The following is an 18,174-nucleotide window of genomic DNA, read 5'->3' as shown; positions in this document are numbered from 1 at the left end:
ACCGGCCAGCTGACCCAGACCGATCGCCGTGAGCAACCCGTTGCCGGACGAGTACCCGCGGCCTCCGCTCTGACCGCTCACGCCGGCCGCGACGCCGCCCACGGCGAGCAGACCCGGGATCGGGGAGCCGTCGGCCCGCAGGACTCGCCCCTCGTCGTCGATCCGGAGCCCGCCCTGGGTGTGGAACAACCCCGGGGTGACCCTCGCCGCGACGTACGGGGGCTCCAGCGGCGCCATGGCGAACTCGTTTCGTCCGTGTTCGTCAGCGCGTTCTCCCCGGGCGGCCGCCTCGTAGTTCTCGAGTGTCCGGATCACCGCCTCCTCCGGCGCGCCCGTCACCGCGGCGAGCTCGGCGGTCGTCGCACATTCCTTGGCACCGCCCATCTCGACGAGGTCCCGGAACTCGTCCTCGAGCGAGGTCACGTCCCTGATCCGGGTGTCGAACACCGCCCAGATGGGGCCCTGACCGGCCAGGACCTCGGTCGTGAAACCGGAGTATCCGACGATCTCGTCGCCGAGCCGGCTACCGGTCGAGTCGATGAGCACCCCGCCCTTCTCGACCGTGGTCCACGACAGGATATTGCCGTACGGGTAGGCCACAGCGGCGTACCCCTGGTAGGCCGCACGGTTGTCCATCTCGCCGCCGAGTTCGAGTCCCCACTCGATCGCCTCCCCCGTCGATCCTGGTGCACCGAAGTACTCGAGCCCGACGAGTTCGGGGGCCCACTCACCGACGAGGGTGCGATTGGCCGCGAACCCGTTGGCGGCGAGGATGACCGCATGGGTGCGCAGCGTGTACTCCTGCACCCGCTCCCCGGCCACCCGGACGCCGCGCACGACCCCGTCCTCCACGAGCAGACCCGCGACGGGGTTCCCGGTGACCACCTCGACGCCCGCGCGGCCGCACGCGGCCACCAGGTCGTCGACCAGGTCCTGACCGCGACGGGACGGCGGGGCGTGGAGCCGGTTGACCGAGTGGCCGACGTGCTTGTACTCCATGATCAGCTTGAGGTTGATCCCGTGGGTGTCCACGAGCCAGTCCACCAGCCCACCGGACGATCGGGCCAGTCGTCTGGTCAGATGTTCGGCCTCGTGCGGTCCGCTCTGGCGGAGCAGGTCCGTCGTCATCCGCTCGGCGTCGTCCTCCACACCCGCCTCTCTCTGTTGGCGGGTACCGGCGCCCGGCACCGATCCGGTGGACAGCGCGGTGTTACCGCCGGGGACGTCGAGCTTCTCCAACACGACCACGGAGGCGCCGGCGTCCGCGGCCGCGAGGGCGGCGGTCAGACCGCCTCCGCCTGCTCCGACGACCACGACGTCGATATCGACCTCGGTATCGACGTCGGACTGGGGTGAGAACTCGTTGACCATCTGAACGGAACCTGTTGCTTTCTACATCGGTGAGTCAAGTGTTGTCCGGTCGCCACGACCGTCGGCCGTGCTCGTCGTTCCCGCCGGTTATCCGGGCACCCGTGCCATGAGGCCACCGTCGACCAGAATCGGCGTACCGGTCACGAAGGCCGCATCGGGTGAGAAGAGGAAGGAGATCGCCCCGGCGACGTCCTCCGGACTCCCCATCCGGCCCAACGGGGCGGCAGCCGCGGCGCCGTCGGCGGCCCCGGACGGGTCGTCCTGTGAATCGAAGAAGCCCTGGAGGTTGGGGGTCAGGATGAAACCGGGGCACACGGCGTTCACGCGGATGCCGTGGGGCGCCCCGTCGAGGGCCATCGCCTTGGTCAGGGCCAGTACGGCTCCCTTGGAGGCCACGTACGCGGCGTCCTGGGGGAACGCCGCGAACGACGCGGTCGAGGCCACCAGGACGATGCTGCCCCCGCGCGGGACCATCGCAGGCCACAGATACCGGTTCAATGCGTAGATGCTGGTGAGGTTGACGTCCATCTGGCGCTGCCACTCGTCGGGCGTGAGCTGGTCCAATGCCCCGACGATCGTCTGTCCGGCGTTGTGCAGCACGGCGGTGGGCGGTCCGTGCTCCTCGATCAGCGCCGGCAGCGTGGTGCCGACCGCGGCGGGATCGGTCACGTCGAACACCGCGTACCGGGCGTCATCTCCACACTCCGCGGCCGCCTCGGCGAGCCTGGCCTCGTTCCTACCCAGCAGGACGACCCGGTAGCCGTCCGCCGCCAGACGCACCGCGGCTCCCCGGCCGATCCCCGAGCTCGCCCCCGACACGTAGGCGGTGCCTCGATCACTCATTCCGCACCACCCATCGGCAACGCCGGCTCACCGGCGGTCCAGCCGCCGTCGACCGGCATGACGACACCGGTGACGGCGGAGGCCGAGGGGGAGGCCAGAAATGCGATGACCGCGCCGATCTCCTCGGTCTCGAACATCCGCCCCAACGGGACCCGGCGCGACACGGCGGCGTCCAACTCCGGGGTCATCTGTTGCTTGGCCATGGGGGTGAGGGTGAAGCCAGGGCAGATGGCGTTGACCCGGACACCCGCCGGGGCCCAGTCGATCGCCATCGACCGCGTGAGCGCCGCGACGGCGCCCTTGGACGCCGAGTAGGCCGACTGGTCGGGCAGGCTCACCAGAGCCGCCTGGGAAGCGATGTTGACGATCGCCCCACCTGCGGCCGCCAACGCCGGATGCAGCGCCTGGCTGGCATGGACGATGCCCATCACGTTGACGTTGAAGCACCTGAGGAAGTCCTGCGGGTCGACGCGCTCGAACGGCAGGTTCTCGGTGATCACACCGGCGCAGTTGACCAGCGCGTCCACTGCGCCGTGATCGGCGAGCACGGCCTGCGCGGCCGACTGCACGGATTCGGGGTCGGTGAGATCGAGCGGGCCCGCCTCGGGCGTACCCGCCAGGTCCCACCCGACGACGGTGGCACCTTGCGCGCGGAGGACCTCGACCGCGGTGGCACCGATTCCGGAAGCCGCCCCGGTCACCACCACCACCTTGCCGCCGAGTGGAGCCGGAATCGTTCTCTGTTCGGACATGGTCTTCTCCTGCCGAGGTCGTTAGTGCTGCACTGCCGGGTAGTCGATGTACCCTCTGTCGCCACCGGTGTAGAAGGTGGATTCGTCCCACCCCACCCGCTCGATCCCGCGCCTCCACCGGTCGAGTAGATCCGGGTTGGAGATGAACAGCCTGCCGACGCTCACCAGGTCGGCCTGCCCGGCCTCCAGGAGTGGCTCGAGGTCCCCCCGCTCGCTGGGCCCGTGGAATCCGGTGTTCAGCATGTAGGTGGTACTCCACCGTGCGCGGAGCTGCTCGTGCAGCGGCGTCGACCGGCGACGCAACGTGTGTAGGTAGGCGATCCTCAGTTCGTCGATCTGGTCGATCAGAGAGAGGTACGTCTCGTCGTTGCCCTTGTCCGCCATGTCGTTGAACTGGCCTCCGGGCGAGATCCGCAGACCCACCCGGTCGTGGCCGATCCGGTCACAGACCGCCCGCAGCAGCTCCACCACGAACCGTGACCGGGCCTCGGGGCTGCCCCCGTAGGAGTCGGTGCGGTGATTGGTCCCCGGGGAGAGGAACTGGTGGGGCAGGTAACCGTTGGCCCCGTGGATCTCCACTCCGTCCATCCCGGCGCGCACGGCCCGCTCGGAGGCGTCGGCGAAGTCCCGGATGATCCCGTCGATCCCGTCCTGGTCGAGCTCGGTCGGCACGGGCGCCGGGACCATCACGCGGTCGATGGTCTCGACCTCGATCTCCGCGCGGATCGGGCTCGGCGCGACCACCTTCGCACCGGGCGGCATGAAGCTCTCGTGGCTCATCCTCCCCGTGTGCATGAGCTGGCAGAAGATCTTGCCACCGCCGGCGTGCACCGCGTCCGCGACCCTCGCCCACTGCGCTTCCTGCCGGTCGTCGTGGATCCCGGGCGTCCCGGGGTAGCCCTGCCCCGCCGCTGAGGGCTGGGCGGCCTCCGAGACGATGAGGCCCGCTCCGGCACGTTGTCCGTAGTAGGTCACCGCCGAGTCCGGGAGCACTCCGGCCCTGTCGGCTCGGTTCCGCGTCATGGGAGCCATCACGACGCGGTTCGCCAGTTCGATACGACCGAGCTGCCATGGCTGGAACAGCAGCGACGACTCCGTGGACTGCGCGTTCACGATCCCACCGGTCCCGTTCACTCGGCGATGTCCACGCAGACGGTCTTGAGGTCCGTGTAGTCGTGCAGGACCTCGTGGCCCATCTCCCGTCCCCAGCCCGACTCCTTCATGCCGCCGAAGGGCATGCTCGGGTCGAAGATCCCGTAGGTGTTGACCCACACCGTGCCCGCCCGGAGCTTCGCGGCGACACGATGTGCCCGGCCGACGCTGCCCGTCCAGATCCCGGCCGCGAGCCCGTACCGGGTGTCGTTGGCGAGCTCGACGACCTCGTCCTCGGAGCTGAACCGCGACACCACCACCACCGGCCCGAAGATCTCTTCCTTGACGATCCTCGAGTCCTGACCCGCGTCCGCGAGGACGGTGGGTTCGATGAAGTACCCGCGGTCGCCCTTGCGCGAGCCGCCGGTGAGGACGGTGCCCTCGGAGCGGCCGATCTCGAGGTAGGACGAGACGGTGTCGAACTGGGTCCTGCTGGCCACCGGGCCGATCTCACTGGCGGGGTCGAAGCCGTCGCCGACCGTGATCGCCTCGGCCTTGGCGACCAGGCCCTCCACGACCCGGTCGTACACGTCGTCGTGCACGTACAACCGCGCACCGGCGGCGCATGCCTGTCCCGCGTTGTAGAAGATCGCGTTGGCCGAGCCCGCGATGGCCTTGTCCAGGTCCGCGTCCGGGAAGATAATGTTGGCGCTCTTGCCGCCGAGTTCGAGGGTGACCCGCTTGAGATTGCCCCCCGCGGCGTCGAGGATCCTGCGGCCCGTGGCCGTCGAACCCGTGAACGAGACCTTGTCGATGCCGGGGTGCTCGGAGATCGCCTGCCCGGCGGTCGGTCCGAAACCGTTGACCACGTTGAGGACCCCGGGAGGGATGCCGGCCTCGAGGGCGAGGTGGGCCAGGCGCAGCGCCGAGAGAGGGGTGGCCTCGGCGGGCTTGAGCACCACGGTGTTGCCCGCCGCGAGGGCCGGCGCCAGCTTCCAGGCGGTGATGACGAGAGGGAAGTTCCACGGCACGATCAGGCCGACGACGCCGAGGGGTTCGCGCCGCGTGTAGGTGTGGTACTCGCCCGCAGCGGAGATCGGGATCGTCTCGCCCTCGATCTTGGTCGCGAAGCCGGACATGTAGTGGTACAGACCGGCGGCCGTGGGGACGTCGCCGTCCCGGGCCGCGAGGTACGGCTTGCCCTGGTCGAGAGTCTCCACCCGGGCCATCTCCTCGGCGTCGGCCAGGAGCAGGTCGCCGAGTCGCCAGATCGCGGCGGCGCGCTCCTTGGGCTTCATCCTCGACCACGGCCCGTTCTCGAACGCCTCCCGGGCTGCTGTGACGGCCCGGTCGACGTCCTCGGCGCGGCCCTCCGCCACCGAGGCGAACGCCTCGCCGGTGGCGGGGTTGACGGTGTCGAACTCAGCGCCCGCGAGGCCGTCCACCCACTGCCCGCCGATGTGCAGTCGGGTGTGCTCGATCGGCCTACCGGCGTCGGGCTGGTTCTGCGAAGTCGTCATCACATTCCTTACGTAGCTGCGTGTGTGCCACCGGTTCGCGGTGTGCGGGGACGGGTCACCCTGGTGGGGAGTGCGACCGTTCTCAGTGCTCGTGGACGACGACGCCGCGGATGTTGCGGCCGGCGTGCATGTCCTCGACGGCCTGGTTGATGTCGTCCAGCTTGTATCGGGTGGTCACCAACTCGTCGAGCTTGATGCTGCCCGTGCGGTACATGTCCAAGAGCCGCGGGATGTCGCCCAGGGGACGGCAGTTGCCGTACATCACGCCCTTGATGGACTTGGCGAGATTCGTCATGTCCTGGGGGCTCACGCTCAGCGAGCGCTCGTGCGAGCCCACGGACACCAGGACGAGGCTCCCCGCCTTGCCGACGGTGTCGAATCCCTCGCCGATGATGTCGCCGTCCACCCGGCCGACCGTGACGATGGTGACGTCCACGCCCTGTCCGTTGGTCAGCTGGGCGATCAGCGGGCGCGCCTCGTCGATGGAGGTGAAGGCCGCGGTGGCACCGAAGCCCGCGGCGAGCTCCATCTTGTTCTCGGCGGGGTCCACCACGATGATGTGATCGGCTCCGGCGTGCTTGGCGCCCTGGACCGCGTTGGCGCCGACGCCACCCAGTCCCATGACCAGGACGACGTCGCCGGGCCGGACCGGAGCGGCGTTGACGGCGGCGCCGTAGCCGGTCGCGACTCCACACGAGACCAGGCACGCGAGGTCGAACGGGATGTCGTCGGGCAGTTTGACCGCCTGTGTCTCGTGGCAGACGAGGTAGTTGGAGAACGACCCCAGCCGGGTGACGCCGCCGATCGGGTTCCCGTCGGTGTCGTGGAACCGGGCGGTGCCGTCCATCGCCATCCCGGTCTCCATGCCGGCGCCGTTGTTACAGATGTAGCTCTGACCCCGGACGCAGTACTTGCACACCCCACAGGCGGGGATGAACAGCGTGGCGATGTGGTCGCCCGGCTTGACCCGGGTGACGCGCGAGCCGACCTTCTCGACGATGCCGGCGCCCTCGTGTCCTCCGACCATGGGCAGGTTCACCGGGATGTCGCCGGTGACGAAGTGATCGTCGGAGTGGCACAGGCCACTGGCCATCACCTTGACGAGGATCTCGTCCTCAGCCGGTTCGCTCACCTCGAGGTCCTGGACCTCCCACTGACCGCCGACCTGGTGGATTACTGCGCCGCGTGCCTTCATTTCTCGTTCCCTTTCCGTTGCCGACCGGTGGTCGGTGGTGTCGCGCCGTCCCGAGAACCGGGACGCCGGGCCTGCTGTGGCCCGAGGTGGACGCTGGTATGACTACGCGTTCTGTACCTGTGACCTGCGGATCCGCTCACCGCGGGTGCGGATGACCTTGGACAGGATGACGGCGATGACCAGAGCGCCGCCGTAGAAGAGCTCCTGCACGTACTGCTGGGCGCCGAGGAGCTGCAGTCCGGTGATCCCGGTGACCAGGAAGTACACCGCGATGAACGTGCCCCACGGGTTGAACCGCCCGATCTTGAGAACGGTCGAACCCAGGAAGCACGCCGCGAACACCGGGAGGAGGAACGCGCCCCCCGAGACGGGATCCGCGCTGGCAGTCGTGCCCGCATAGACCACGCCGGCGAGACCGGCGAAGCCCGAGGAGATGATCAGTGCCCGCCAGCGCAGACCCTTGACGTTGACGCCGTTGAGTCGGGCGACCTCGCTGCCCTGACCGACGAAGAGCAGCCGCTGGCCGAAGGCCGAGTGGTCGAAGATGTACCAGACCAGCAGGCACAGGATCACGGCGTAGTAGAAGCCGATCGGTACCGACAGGAACGGTCGGGTGAGGACCGCGTCGGTGAGCTCGCGGTCGATGCCACTGATGGTGACCGATCCCGAGATGAAGTAGATGAAGCCCTGGACGACGGTCCCCACGCCGAGCGTGACGATGAACGAGTGGATGTCGAACTTGGTGACGATGTATCCGTTGACCACCCCGACGACCAGGCTCGCCAGTATCGCGACGATCACCGCGGCCCAGATGTTCCAGCCCTGTTTGACGTTGAGGACGGCCACCAACACCATCGACATGTTGAGGGTGGTCGCGACCGACAGGTCGAAATCCCCCGCGCGCAACGGAAACACCAGTCCGAGAGCCAGGATCAGCAGGACGACCTGAGACCCGAGCATGTTGGCGACGTTCGCCGTGGTCGGGAACGTCTGAGGGGCCAGGACACTGAACGCGATGATGAGGACGACCCACACCCCCAGGAGCGCGAAACGCTCCGGTTGAGCCGGTCTCTTGACCGCCTGCGACGGCCGTCGGGAAGCGACCGTCGTTCCCGCATGATTCTTCTCCGAGGCGGTCATGCCACTTCCTCCGAATAGACGGCGGACGCGAGGGCGTCCTTGGTGATGTGAGCTCCGCGCAGTTCCGCACGGACCTCGCCTTGGTCGAGGACCACGACTCGATCGGCCATTTCGACGAGCTGTTCGTAGTCCGTTGTGGCGCACAGCACCGCCATGCCCTTCTGGGTGGCCTCGCGGACGAGTTTGAAGATCTCGCGGCGGGCCCCCACGTCGACGCCCTGCGTCGGCTCGTTGAGCAGCATGACCGTCGGCTGCGTGTCCATCCACTTCCCGATCAACACCTTCTGCTGATTACCGCCGCTGAGGTGCCCGAACATCGCTGAAGAGTCCTGGGGTTTGACCTGGAGACGGGCGAGCATCTCGTCGGCCTGCCGCCGCAATCCGCCCCAGTCGATCAGCGCACCGCGGGCCCGCCGGCCGAGGAAGGGCAGAGCCGTGTTCTCAAGAACGCTGAGCTCCAGGGAGCCGCCCTGTTCCTTCCGGTTCGCGGGGATGAGGACTACCCCCGCCTCCATTGACCGAGCCGGGGTGGGTTCGTGCACCTGAGCGCCACGGTGCTCGACGGATCCCGACTTGGCGCTACTCGCGCCGAACAGCAGGTCGGGAAGCTCCTCGGTTCCGGATCCGGCGAGTCCGGTCACACCCACGACCTCACCCGCATAGACCTCGAGGTCGAGGTTGTTGACCCGCTCCCCCGTGAGTGCGCGGGCCGCCAGCACCGGCGGCGCACCGGAATCGACCACCGCGTCGTGTTTGGTCACGTGCTCCGCCTTCGACCCGAGGATCAGGCTCACCAGATCGTCCCGAGTGGCGCCCTCCGTCTCGCGGGTGCCGGCCAGTCGGCCGTTCCGGAAGACGGTCACCCGGTCGGTGACCTGCAGGATCTCGTCGAGGTCGTGGGACACGAGCAACACCGCGTCGCCGCGATCGCGCAGGCGATCCAGTACGGCGAAGAGGACGTCCACCTCGTGCCGCGGCAGGAAGACGGTGGGCTCGTCGAGGACCAGTATCTGGGGACGTCCCGGCTCCGACTTGAGCTCCTGCCCACCCACGGCGCGGACGACAGCCAACATGGCGCGCTGGACGGGGGTGAGCATGTCGATCGTGGCATCCGGGTGGATGTCGATGCCGAACCGGTCGAGCAGTCCGGAGACACGCTCGCGTTCCTGCCCCCACGGCACCCGCCTGAGGCCCACCGACGACCCACCCGAATCCAGGGCCATGTGCTCGAGCACGGTTCCGGAGGGGGCCAGTCCGAGATCCTGGTGGACGAATCCCAGTCCGTGATCACGGAGGCCGCGGGCACCGAACGGGGTCGACACCCGCGTGCCGTGCACCGTGACCTCGCCCCCGTCGGCGTCATGGACCCCGGCGAGAACCTTGATCAGGGTCGACTTGCCGCTGCCGTTCGCGCCGAGCAGACCGTGCACTTCCCCGGGATACATCGCCAGGTCGACCCCGCTCAACGCTGAGACTCCGTTGAAGGACTTGGTGAGCCCGCGGATCTCCAGAAGCGGGACGGATCCTGCGGCCGCGCCCACTGAGGGAGGATGCTGGACGACCATGATCAGATCAGTCCCCACAGCTCGCGGTAGGCGTCCCGGTACTCGTCACCGAAGCCCTCGCCACTGCGCGGCGGGTTGCCGGTCTCCTCGACGTTCGTCTCATCGATGACGCGGACCGGTCCGGAGACGCCCTCGATGGGCTCCTCTCCGAGCATCGCCCGGAAGGCGGTGTCCATGTTGACGTAGGCGACCCAGTCCGGATTCTCTGCGACGTTCATCGCGACGGTGCCGTCGGCCACCATCTGGAGGATGGACGGCGTGCCGTTGAACGTGAAGATGGGCACATCCCGTCCGGCCGCGGCCTGCTGGATGCCGGGAGACGCGTAGGTCGCCATGTTGTCGTAGATGGGGAGCACCGTGTTGATCGTCGGATCGCGGAGCAGGTTGGACTGCACCTCGTCCTGGATCCGTGTCGACCACTGCGGGACGGACACGTTCATGACGCTGGCCTTGGAGCCCTCCGGACCGAACTCCTCGAGCGTCTCCTCCATCGTCTCGACCATGCCCGCCGATGGGCCGGTCTCCGAGGACTGGATGATGAGCGCGTTGACCGGGGCGCCTTCGTGATAGGCGATCGCGTCGAGTGCCATCAGACGCGCGGCGAGGTTGAAGGGGGCGAACGCCTCGTACTCGAGTCCCTCAGACGTCCCGCTGTCCATGTCGTTGATGTGCAGGGGCACCACCGGGATCCCGGCGTCCCGCGCAGCGTCGATCTGCGGGCCGAGCGTCTCCGGCAGGGGCCCGTTGAGCAGGATCGCGCCGGCCCGCGCATTGATCGCCTGCTGGATGCCCTGCTGGTAGGACGTCTGGGTGCCATCAGCGGGGAATGTCACGTAGTTGATGCCGGCGTCTTCGGCCACGGCGGCCATGGCTGCCTCGCCGTCGGCGTAGAACTCCGCGCCGCTGTCGATCGGGATGCTGTAGATGGTCTCGCCCTCGAGCTCACTGATGTCGATCGGGGCGCCGAGATCGTCGGGGCTCGGAACACCCCGGTACTCATCGACCATGGCCGCGGCTTCCTCGGCCAGCGCGGCGCCGTCGGCGGTGGCGGCCGACGATCCACCGTCCGACCCGGACTCTGCTCCGCATCCCGCCAGGACAAGGGCGGTGGCGGCGGCCAGTGCCGCCACGGATTTGCTGATCTTCATGCTTGCTCCATCATTCGGGGGGGTGTTACCGGGCGAACTCGGGCCGCTCGGAAAGGTCGTGGTAGATACGTGCGATCGAGTTGCGCTGAAACATCTCGATGAGTGAATCCGGATAACCGGTGTAGTCCTCGTTCCCGACGTGGATCAGATCCGCGAACCGGATCTCGTCGCAGGCCTGCTCGAGGGTCCGCCCGGCGTCGATCGCGGCGGCGACCTCCCCCGCCACGTCCCGTCCCCACTGCCGGTACCGCTCGACCGCGCTGCGGTCGGTGACCTCACCGTGTCCGGGGACGAGGACGTCGAAGTCGTAGGACTCGACGGCGTCGATCGCGTCGAACCAGTCCCACAGGCGGCAGTCCTGGAACGACGGGAGGCTCGACTCGCACACGATGTCGCCGGTGAAGATCACGCCGTCCTGGGGGAGGTAGGCGAGCAGGCTGTTCGCCGTGTGTCCGGGTTGGAAGCGGAGTTCGAGATGGACGTCGCCCAGGTGCAGATCGAGACGATCCTGGAACACCACCTCGGGGACGCGCACGGAATAGGACGGGAGCAGATCCACCGCGTCCGGGTCGATCACCTCGAACAGGTCCCGTAGGTACTCCTCGGTGGGTGCATCCCGCAGGAGCCGATCGCGGGTCCCACGGTGGGAGACGACCTCTCCACCCATCCAGAAGTTCCCGATGGTGTGATCGGGGTGATGGTCCGTGTTGACCACGAAGCGGGTGGTCCCGAAGCCCTCGACGACCCGTCGCCATGCCTGCGCGTCGGTCGGTTTGTGCGGGGTGTCGACCAGCGCGACCCCGTCCGTGCCCACGATGATCGAGTTGTTGGATCCCAAGTACGCGGTCTCCACGTGGACGTGCGGACTGACCTGCGTGACGCTCATGCGCCCGTCCCCTCGTCCGGATCGGGCATGGACGAGGACCCGACGAAACCGACCAGGTTCTCGATGCGGGTGGGGGCGAAGATCTCGATGAACTCCGCCTCACCCTCGATGCTGCGGCCACCGTGGGGAACGTTGCGGGGAAGAATTGCGATCTCGCCCGGCTCGAGGGTGAACTCGTCGTCCTCGACGGTGAAGATGACCCTCCCCTTGGTGACGATCACCGTCTGTTCGCAATCCGGGTGGGAGTGGGTGGGGACGACCGTCGGGTGGATCCAGCGGATCCGGTTGACGCCGGTCTCCTTACCGGTCATCGCGGTACGGAAATTGTTGGTCAGCACTTCCCTCTCGGGAAGGTCGTCCCATCGTGCTCGAAACGAGCTCATCGGACCTCTCCTGTTCCATTGAGGCACCCGTGCGGGCTGCCACTGCGGACCGCCCTTTGTGACGGAACCCACATTATTCTGTCGTCTGCTAACTGTCAACAGTTTTCTGGCCATTCTCGGTGTCCATCGTGTTACACCGTCGCGGGCCCGGTAACGGCGCCGAAACACCATCGACCTGCGGCGATTCGACTCACTGCCGCAGCCCGGTCACCGTCACCTCACGCGCCCAGCGGTCAGTGGCGAGCAGGAACCCCGTCCAGCGCGCTCAGAAGAGCGTCGGTGGTAGATACGTCAGCGTATTTCTGGGCCATGTCGAACAGATTGACCTCGTGGACCGTCGGACTCCGGTCGTACACCGCATCCGAGGGCACCGCGACCTTGTAGTTGTACGAGAAGGCGTCGACGACGCTGGCCCGGACACATCCCGAGGTCGTGCATCCGGTCACGACGAGCGAATCGACATCCGCCTGGACCAGATAGCTGGCCAACGGCGTGCCGAAGAACGCGCTCGGATGGCGCTTCGGCAGCAGGACGTCGCCGTCCCGCGGCGCGACCTCGGCCACGAACTCGTACCCCTTCGCGGGGATGGACATGATCCCGGGGACCTTCGCCCCGAGGGCGCCCTGGTCGTACTCCTTCTTGGGAGCAACGTGCGGGTAGAGGACCGGCCACCCCTTCGAGCGGAACACCGCCAGGAGCCGTTCTATGTGATTGACCGCCTGCCAGCCGACCTCGCCGCAGCTCGTGGGGAACTCCTCGAGTGCGTCGTCGAAGGGCATCGGGGTGGTTCCGACGGTGCGGTACTGCACATCGATGATGAGCAGACCGGGACGACGGCCCAGGCCGACCGGCCGGCCGAAGCCCGCGGCCTCGTACCGTCGGCGGGTGAGGTCATCGATCGTCGAGGGCTCGTTCATCGCTCCTCCTTCGGGAGACTGGTCAGCTCGGCGAGTGCCGTCGCGCCGCTGTGGGGACGGGGAATGTACTCGCCGGTGGTGGTCGCGGACAGTTCACCGTCGCGCATCGCGAAGTGCCCACGGACCAGGGTGTGCACGACCCGCATCGGTACCCGCGTCCCCTCCCAGGGCGTGTACTCGGCGGCGGAGTGCTGGGTCGCCGCCTCGATCACGGTCTCTCCCGACAGGTCCACCACCGCGAGATCGGCATCCGATCCCACCTGGATCGTGCCCTTTTTCGGGTACATGCCGAACAGTTGGGCGGACCTGGTGGACGTGGCGTTCACGAGCCGGTCGAGCGGGACCCCTCGGCGAAGCCCCTCCGTCAGGGTCAGGGGCAGGACGCCACCCACCCCGGGGAAGCCCGCACTGGCCTTCCAGATGTCCTTCTCCTTGTGCGTGCGGTGCCGGGCGTTGTGGTCGGAGCCCACGGTGTCGACGTCGCCGTTCGCCAGTCCGGTCCACAACGCCTCGAGGTCCCTCGGTTCACGGAGCGGAGGGTTGACCTTGCCGTAGGTTCCCGGCCCGGGATCGGTCTCGGTCGTCAGCGTCAGGTACTGCGTGCACGTCTCGACGAAGAGGTTCTCGTAGGACTCCCGCTGACGCAGGACCGCGTCGAGAGCCAGCGCGCTGCTGGTGTGGACCGAGTACATGGAGGCGCCGGTGACCTGCGCCATGAACGAGACCCTCTGCACCGCTTCCGCCTCGACGAACGACGGCCTCGACATGTTCCAGGCGTGCAACGGGCCGCGGGACTCGTCGATCGGACGGCCCTTGAGCTTCCAGACCAGTTCGATGTTCTCCGGGTGGGGGTTGATCATGGCTCCACGATCGGCAGCCATACCGAGCACGTCGTACATGTAACCGTCGTCGTTGCCGGGGAGCCCGAGGTACGCGCCTTCCTCACCGCGGAAGTTCATGAAGAACTTGAAACTCGAGACACCGAACTCGTCGATGTAGTGAGGCATCTCCTCGTAGTGCGCCTCGGAACCGACGACGATGTGGAACCCGAAATCCACGTGGGAGTCACGTGACATCACGTCGCGGGACCCAGGGAGCACATCCGAATAGGACTCGCCGCTCATCAGGTAGACCAGCATCGTGGTGACGCCGCCGGCCACGGCCGACGCGGACTCCAGGAGGGCGTCATCGGGATCGCGGGGGACCCTGATGTCCTTTCCCAGGTGCACGTGCGGGTCGATCGCCCCCGGGAGGACGAGCTTTCCGTGAAGGTCCACCACCTCGGCGGCCTCGACCTCGACATCCGGGGTCACCACCCCCGCGATCGTCCCGTCCTTGACGAGTAGGTCCACCCGGCGGACTCCCTCCCCGTTGAGGAAGACGTCGCCGCCGTGCAGACGAAGGTCATACGTGGTCATACGACTGCTCCATTCTCCGTGTTCTGCGCCACCGCGTACTTCGTGTCGAGCTCGTCGAACTCCGGTTTGCGCACCAGGGCCTGACGGTCCGTCCAGCTGATCATCAGCTCGCCGGCATCCCGGGTGTCCCCGATCTCCGCGAGGTGGTTCATCACCTGACGCATCCCGGCCACCGCGCCCCGCATCGCTGCGTTCGCATAGAGGGCCACCGCGAAGCCGAGTTCCCCGAGTTCGTCACGGGGAAGCAGCGGGGTCAGGCCACCCTCGACCATGTTGGCCATGTGGATCCCCGGCACGGATGTCGTGATCCTGCGCATCTGGTCCACGTCTCGGGGGGCTTCGACGAAGAGCACGTCCGCCCCGGCCTCCAGGTACCGGCCGGCGCGGTCGATAGCCTCATCGATCCCCTCGATCGCCAGGGCATCAGTCCGGGCGATGATGACGAAGTCGTCGTCTCTCCGGGCGTCGACGGCGGCCTTGATCTTTCCGACCATCTCGTCCGCCGAGATGACCTCTTTCCCGGTGAAGTGGCCGCACTTCTTGGGGCTGACCTGGTCCTCCAGTTGGAGGGCGGCCGCCCCGGCCCCTTCTATCAGCCGGACCGTGCGCTGCACGTTCAGCGCGTTGCCGAATCCCGTGTCACCGTCGACGACAACGGGGATCTGAACCGCGTCGGCGATCGCGTTGACGTGACCCACCAACTCGCTCAGGGTGATGAGTCCGAGGTCGGGGGCCCCGAGGTAGGAGTTCGTCACACCCGCACCGGTCACGTACACGGCTTCGAATCCCGTCTCCTCCACCACCCGGGCGGTGAGGGCGTTGGGAGCACCCGGCACCATCAACGGCGGCCCCCCCGACGAGAGGAGACCTCGCAGTTTCTTGGTTGTCGTCATGGGTTGTTGCACCTTTCCTGGCCCATCTGAGCCGCTATTCGGATGTGATCCCCAGCGCGTCCACGGCGCTCTTCCGCGCCTTGTCGAGGTGCAGTCGCAGGATCTCTGCCGCACGGTCCTCATCGCGCTCGACGATCGCCGCGACGAGTCGCTCGTGCTCGGCGAGCGCCTCACGGGCTCGATCGGGCTTCTTGGCCGATGTCTGCCTCGCGAGGGAGATCTGACGCTGGACCTCGACCGTCGCGGCGGCCAGTGCGTCGTTGCCGCTCATCCACGTCAACCGGGTGTGGAGGTCCCGGTCGGCGGGATACGGGCGTTCGGGATCCTGGGACAGCTCCTCCCCCGCCTCTCCGACCAGCTGCTCGAGCTCCCGCAGCTCCTCGTCCGTCGCCCTCCGGCAGACGAGACGGACACCGTGTGTCTCCAGCGCGGTACGGAGCTCGTACAGATCATCGACCTCACCGGGCTCGAACGTCTTCACGAAAGCGCCGCGGTGGCTCACGATCGTCAACAGGCCCTCGCCCACCAGTCGCTGAATGGCCTCGCGCAGGGGCCCCCGGCTGATCCCGAGCACCTCGGCGATGGACACCTCGTTCAACCGCTCCCCGGGAGGGAGCGTGCCGTCGAGGATCATCTCCCGAACCCGCTCCTCGGTCCGACGGGCGAACGTCCCGTCCCTGGTCAAAGGGGCACTCGTGGACTTCTTCATCCCTACTCCTCTATTCGACTCGATCACTCTCACCGCGGAGGCACCGGCCAACTCACCCGGGCGGTCCCCAGCAGGATGTACTCGGCCCCCTGGGGCACCGCCGTTCAGGGCACACCTATTGTGATGCACATCTCTGTCAACTGTCAACAGTTAGCGGCGCATTGGCCACTCTCATGAACCGCGGGAGTCCACGCCCGCCTCCCGCGATCCACACCCGCCGCGGCGTGCGCGTTGCGCAGGGTGGCCCTCGACGATGTTAACGCCGATGCGGCGCCGTGCCCCACCGGCAGGCAGCTCGAGACGATTCCCGCGCGCCTCGGTTGAGCGCCGAGTTGCCGGCCGGCGGAGAACGGCGTTATGGTTGCTTGCTGCAAGCAACTTAGTTGACCGCGGGAGGTCGGAATGGCGATAGACGCCGAGCAGGGCGGCAAGCTCGTGGTGGACCTGTCCCGCGTGGTCAAGATGCTCCGCGCACTCAACGCGTCGGCACCGCGACTCCACGACTCCCTCGAACCGTCGACCCATCCCCTGCTGTTCGCGATCCACGACGAACCCGACAGAGTCACCGCCCTCGCCGAGCGCGTGCACACCGACATCTCCGTGGTGAGTCGTCAGGTCCGCCACCTCGAGGCCCTCGGCCTGGTCGCCAAGGTCCCCGACCCGGATGACGGGCGCGCGAGCGTCGTGACCCTCTCGGCCGAGGGGCGCGAGCTGGTCACCCGGGTCCTAGACGGACGCGGGCAGTGGATGGCCGATGTCCTGGCCGACTGGACCCCCGAGCAAGCGGCCTCGCTCGACCGGGGGTTGTCGCGCCTCGCCGACTCTCTGCGCTCCGAACTCGACGCCCTCACGTCCGCCAAGGAGAACCGATGACCACCCCTGAGACACGATCCGCCCGCGCTGCCGCGGGACCGGGGGCGGACGGCGAGTTCTCCCACCGGCAGATCCTCGTCATCCTCGCCGGGTTGATGTCCGCGATGTTCCTCGCCAGCCTCGATCAGACGATCGTCTCGACCGCCATCAGGACCATCGCCGATGATCTCCAGGGGTTGGACGCCCAGGCGTGGGTGACCACCGCCTACCTCATGACGTCCACGATCTCGACGCCGCTCTACGGCAAGCTCTCGGACATCTACGGGCGCAAGCCCTTCTTCGTCATCGGCATCATGATCTTCGTGTTCGGCTCGCTGCTGTGCACGCTCGCCGACTCGATGTACACCCTCGCACTGTTCCGCGGCATCCAGGGACTGGGCGCGGGCGCCCTCATGTCGCTCTCGCTGGCGATCATCGGCGACATCATCCCGCCCCGCGAACGCGCGAAGTACCAGGGTTACCTGCTCGCCGTATTCGCCTCGTCCTCGGTCATCGGTCCGGTCGTCGGCGGCTTCTTCGCCGGCGCCGAGACCCTCTTCGGAATCAGCGGCTGGCGATGGATCTTCCTCATCAACGTCCCCATCGGCGCCATCGCACTGACCCTGGTGCTGATCACCCTCAACGTCAAGAACGCCCGCGTGGACCACCGGGTGGACTGGGCGGGCGCCGCCACGATCGTCGTCGGACTGGTACCGCTGCTGCTGGTGGCCGAGCAGGGGAACACCTGGGGCTGGGGCGCGCCTGCCGCCCTCGCCTGCTACGTCGTGGGCCTGGCCGGGATCGGCCTGTTCCTCATCGTCGAGGCGCGCGCGGGCGACGAGGCACTCATCCCACTGCGGTTGTTCCGGGACCGCACCTTCGCGATCGTCACCGCCGGCGGGGTGATCGTGGGAATGGCCATGTTCGGCGGGCTGATGACCCTCCCGCTCTACATGCAGATCGTCCACGGAGCCGACCCCATGGAGTCCGGACTCATGATGCTGCCACTGGTGGCCGGGCTGATGGGCGCCTCGATCGTCTCCGGTCAGCTCATCTCGAAGACCGGGCGGGTCCGCGAGTTCCCGATCTTCGGTACCGCCGTCGCGGCCGTCGGCCTGTTCCTGCTGTTCACCATCGACGCCGACACCTCTCTCACCCTGGTGATGGCCTACATGCTGGTCCTCGGCGTCGGCCTGGGCAACTGCATGCAGCCGCTCACACTGATCGTGCAGAACGCGGTGAGCCCCCGCGAGATCGGTGTGGCCACCGCGTCCGCGACGTTCTTCCGGCAACTCGGCGGGACCGCCGGGGTGGCCGTGTTCCTGTCGATCCTGTTCAGCCGGGTCGGAGGCTCCATCGCCAGCGAGCTGCAGAAGGCGGGGGCGGACGGCAGCCTCGCGCGCGGGGTGCAAGAGGGCCTGGCGGACCCGGCACTGCGCGCCGACCCCGAGGCTCTCGGGATCGTGCAGGCCCTCGCGGACCCGGCATCC

The 18,174-nt window shown here is 67.8% G+C and carries 17 protein-coding genes; 2 read left to right on the top strand and 15 right to left on the bottom strand.

Going from position 1 to position 18,174, the window contains the following annotated elements:
• From G6019_RS00365 to G6019_RS00295, 15 genes are all read right to left on the bottom strand, one after another.
• On the bottom strand, positions 1-1,371 hold a 1,371-nt coding region (locus tag G6019_RS00365), incomplete at its 3' end, for an FAD-dependent oxidoreductase (RefSeq protein WP_182626885.1).
• 87 nt (positions 1,372-1,458) lie between these two features.
• Entirely contained in the window at positions 1,459-2,214 is a 756-nt protein-coding gene (locus G6019_RS00360) for an SDR family NAD(P)-dependent oxidoreductase (protein ID WP_182611953.1), read from the bottom strand.
• Positions 2,211-2,966 (bottom strand): SDR family NAD(P)-dependent oxidoreductase, encoded by a 756-nt coding sequence (locus G6019_RS00355; RefSeq protein WP_182611954.1) that lies wholly within the window; start codon positions 2,964-2,966, stop codon positions 2,211-2,213. Before G6019_RS00355 ends, G6019_RS00360 begins: the two co-directional genes overlap by 4 nt.
• A gap of 21 nt (positions 2,967-2,987) precedes the next feature.
• Complete coding sequence (locus G6019_RS00350) at positions 2,988-4,100, bottom strand: alkene reductase (RefSeq protein ID WP_231750540.1); 1,113 nt, start codon at positions 4,098-4,100, stop codon at positions 2,988-2,990.
• A complete protein-coding gene (locus G6019_RS00345; protein WP_107756311.1) occupies positions 4,097-5,578 on the bottom strand; it encodes an aldehyde dehydrogenase family protein in 1,482 nt (493 codons plus the stop codon). Before G6019_RS00345 ends, G6019_RS00350 begins: the two co-directional genes overlap by 4 nt.
• Before the next feature lie 82 nt (positions 5,579-5,660).
• Positions 5,661-6,773 (bottom strand): Zn-dependent alcohol dehydrogenase, encoded by a 1,113-nt coding sequence (locus tag G6019_RS00340; RefSeq protein ID WP_182611955.1) that lies wholly within the window; start codon positions 6,771-6,773, stop codon positions 5,661-5,663.
• A gap of 102 nt (positions 6,774-6,875) precedes the next feature.
• A complete protein-coding gene (locus G6019_RS00335) occupies positions 6,876-7,913 on the bottom strand; it encodes an ABC transporter permease (RefSeq protein WP_107756309.1) in 1,038 nt (345 codons plus the stop codon).
• A complete protein-coding gene (locus G6019_RS00330; protein WP_159077996.1) occupies positions 7,910-9,454 on the bottom strand; it encodes a sugar ABC transporter ATP-binding protein in 1,545 nt (514 codons plus the stop codon). The genes G6019_RS00335 and G6019_RS00330 overlap by 4 nt, the downstream gene beginning before the upstream one ends.
• A 26-nt stretch (positions 9,455-9,480) precedes the next feature.
• Complete coding sequence (locus G6019_RS00325) at positions 9,481-10,626, bottom strand: sugar ABC transporter substrate-binding protein (RefSeq protein ID WP_107756307.1); 1,146 nt, start codon at positions 10,624-10,626, stop codon at positions 9,481-9,483.
• 25 nt (positions 10,627-10,651) lie between these two features.
• Positions 10,652-11,512, bottom strand: a complete 861-nt coding sequence (locus G6019_RS00320) for an MBL fold metallo-hydrolase (protein WP_182611956.1) — start codon at positions 11,510-11,512, stop codon at positions 10,652-10,654.
• The gene (locus tag G6019_RS00315) at positions 11,509-11,895 is read right to left on the bottom strand and encodes a cupin domain-containing protein (protein ID WP_159077995.1); all 387 of its coding nucleotides are present in this window, start codon (positions 11,893-11,895) and stop codon (positions 11,509-11,511) included. Before G6019_RS00315 ends, G6019_RS00320 begins: the two co-directional genes overlap by 4 nt.
• Positions 11,896-12,128: 233 nt before the next feature.
• Complete coding sequence (locus G6019_RS00310; protein WP_182611957.1) at positions 12,129-12,812, bottom strand: isochorismatase family protein; 684 nt, start codon at positions 12,810-12,812, stop codon at positions 12,129-12,131.
• Positions 12,809-14,230 (bottom strand): dihydroorotase, encoded by a 1,422-nt coding sequence (locus G6019_RS00305; protein WP_107756303.1) that lies wholly within the window; start codon positions 14,228-14,230, stop codon positions 12,809-12,811. Before G6019_RS00305 ends, G6019_RS00310 begins: the two co-directional genes overlap by 4 nt.
• A complete protein-coding gene (locus tag G6019_RS00300) occupies positions 14,227-15,123 on the bottom strand; it encodes an isocitrate lyase/PEP mutase family protein (RefSeq protein WP_107756302.1) in 897 nt (298 codons plus the stop codon). Before G6019_RS00300 ends, G6019_RS00305 begins: the two co-directional genes overlap by 4 nt.
• A gap of 34 nt (positions 15,124-15,157) precedes the next feature.
• A complete protein-coding gene (locus G6019_RS00295) occupies positions 15,158-15,832 on the bottom strand; it encodes a GntR family transcriptional regulator (RefSeq protein ID WP_182611958.1) in 675 nt (224 codons plus the stop codon).
• A 402-nt stretch (positions 15,833-16,234) separates the two neighbouring features.
• On the opposite strand from G6019_RS00295, the gene G6019_RS00290 reads away from it, so the two are divergent.
• Both G6019_RS00290 and G6019_RS00285 read left to right on the top strand, forming a co-directional pair.
• A complete protein-coding gene (locus G6019_RS00290; protein WP_107756300.1) occupies positions 16,235-16,705 on the top strand; it encodes a MarR family winged helix-turn-helix transcriptional regulator in 471 nt (156 codons plus the stop codon).
• The coding region (locus G6019_RS00285; protein WP_182626883.1) for an MDR family MFS transporter at positions 16,702-18,174 on the top strand (1,473 nt) is incomplete at its 3' end. The genes G6019_RS00290 and G6019_RS00285, both read left to right, overlap by 4 nt.

It is taken from the genome of Dietzia sp. DQ12-76 (assembly GCF_014145045.1).
Classification (GTDB): domain Bacteria; phylum Actinomycetota; class Actinomycetes; order Mycobacteriales; family Mycobacteriaceae; genus Dietzia.
This window is presented reverse-complemented; position numbering and strand designations above follow the sequence as displayed.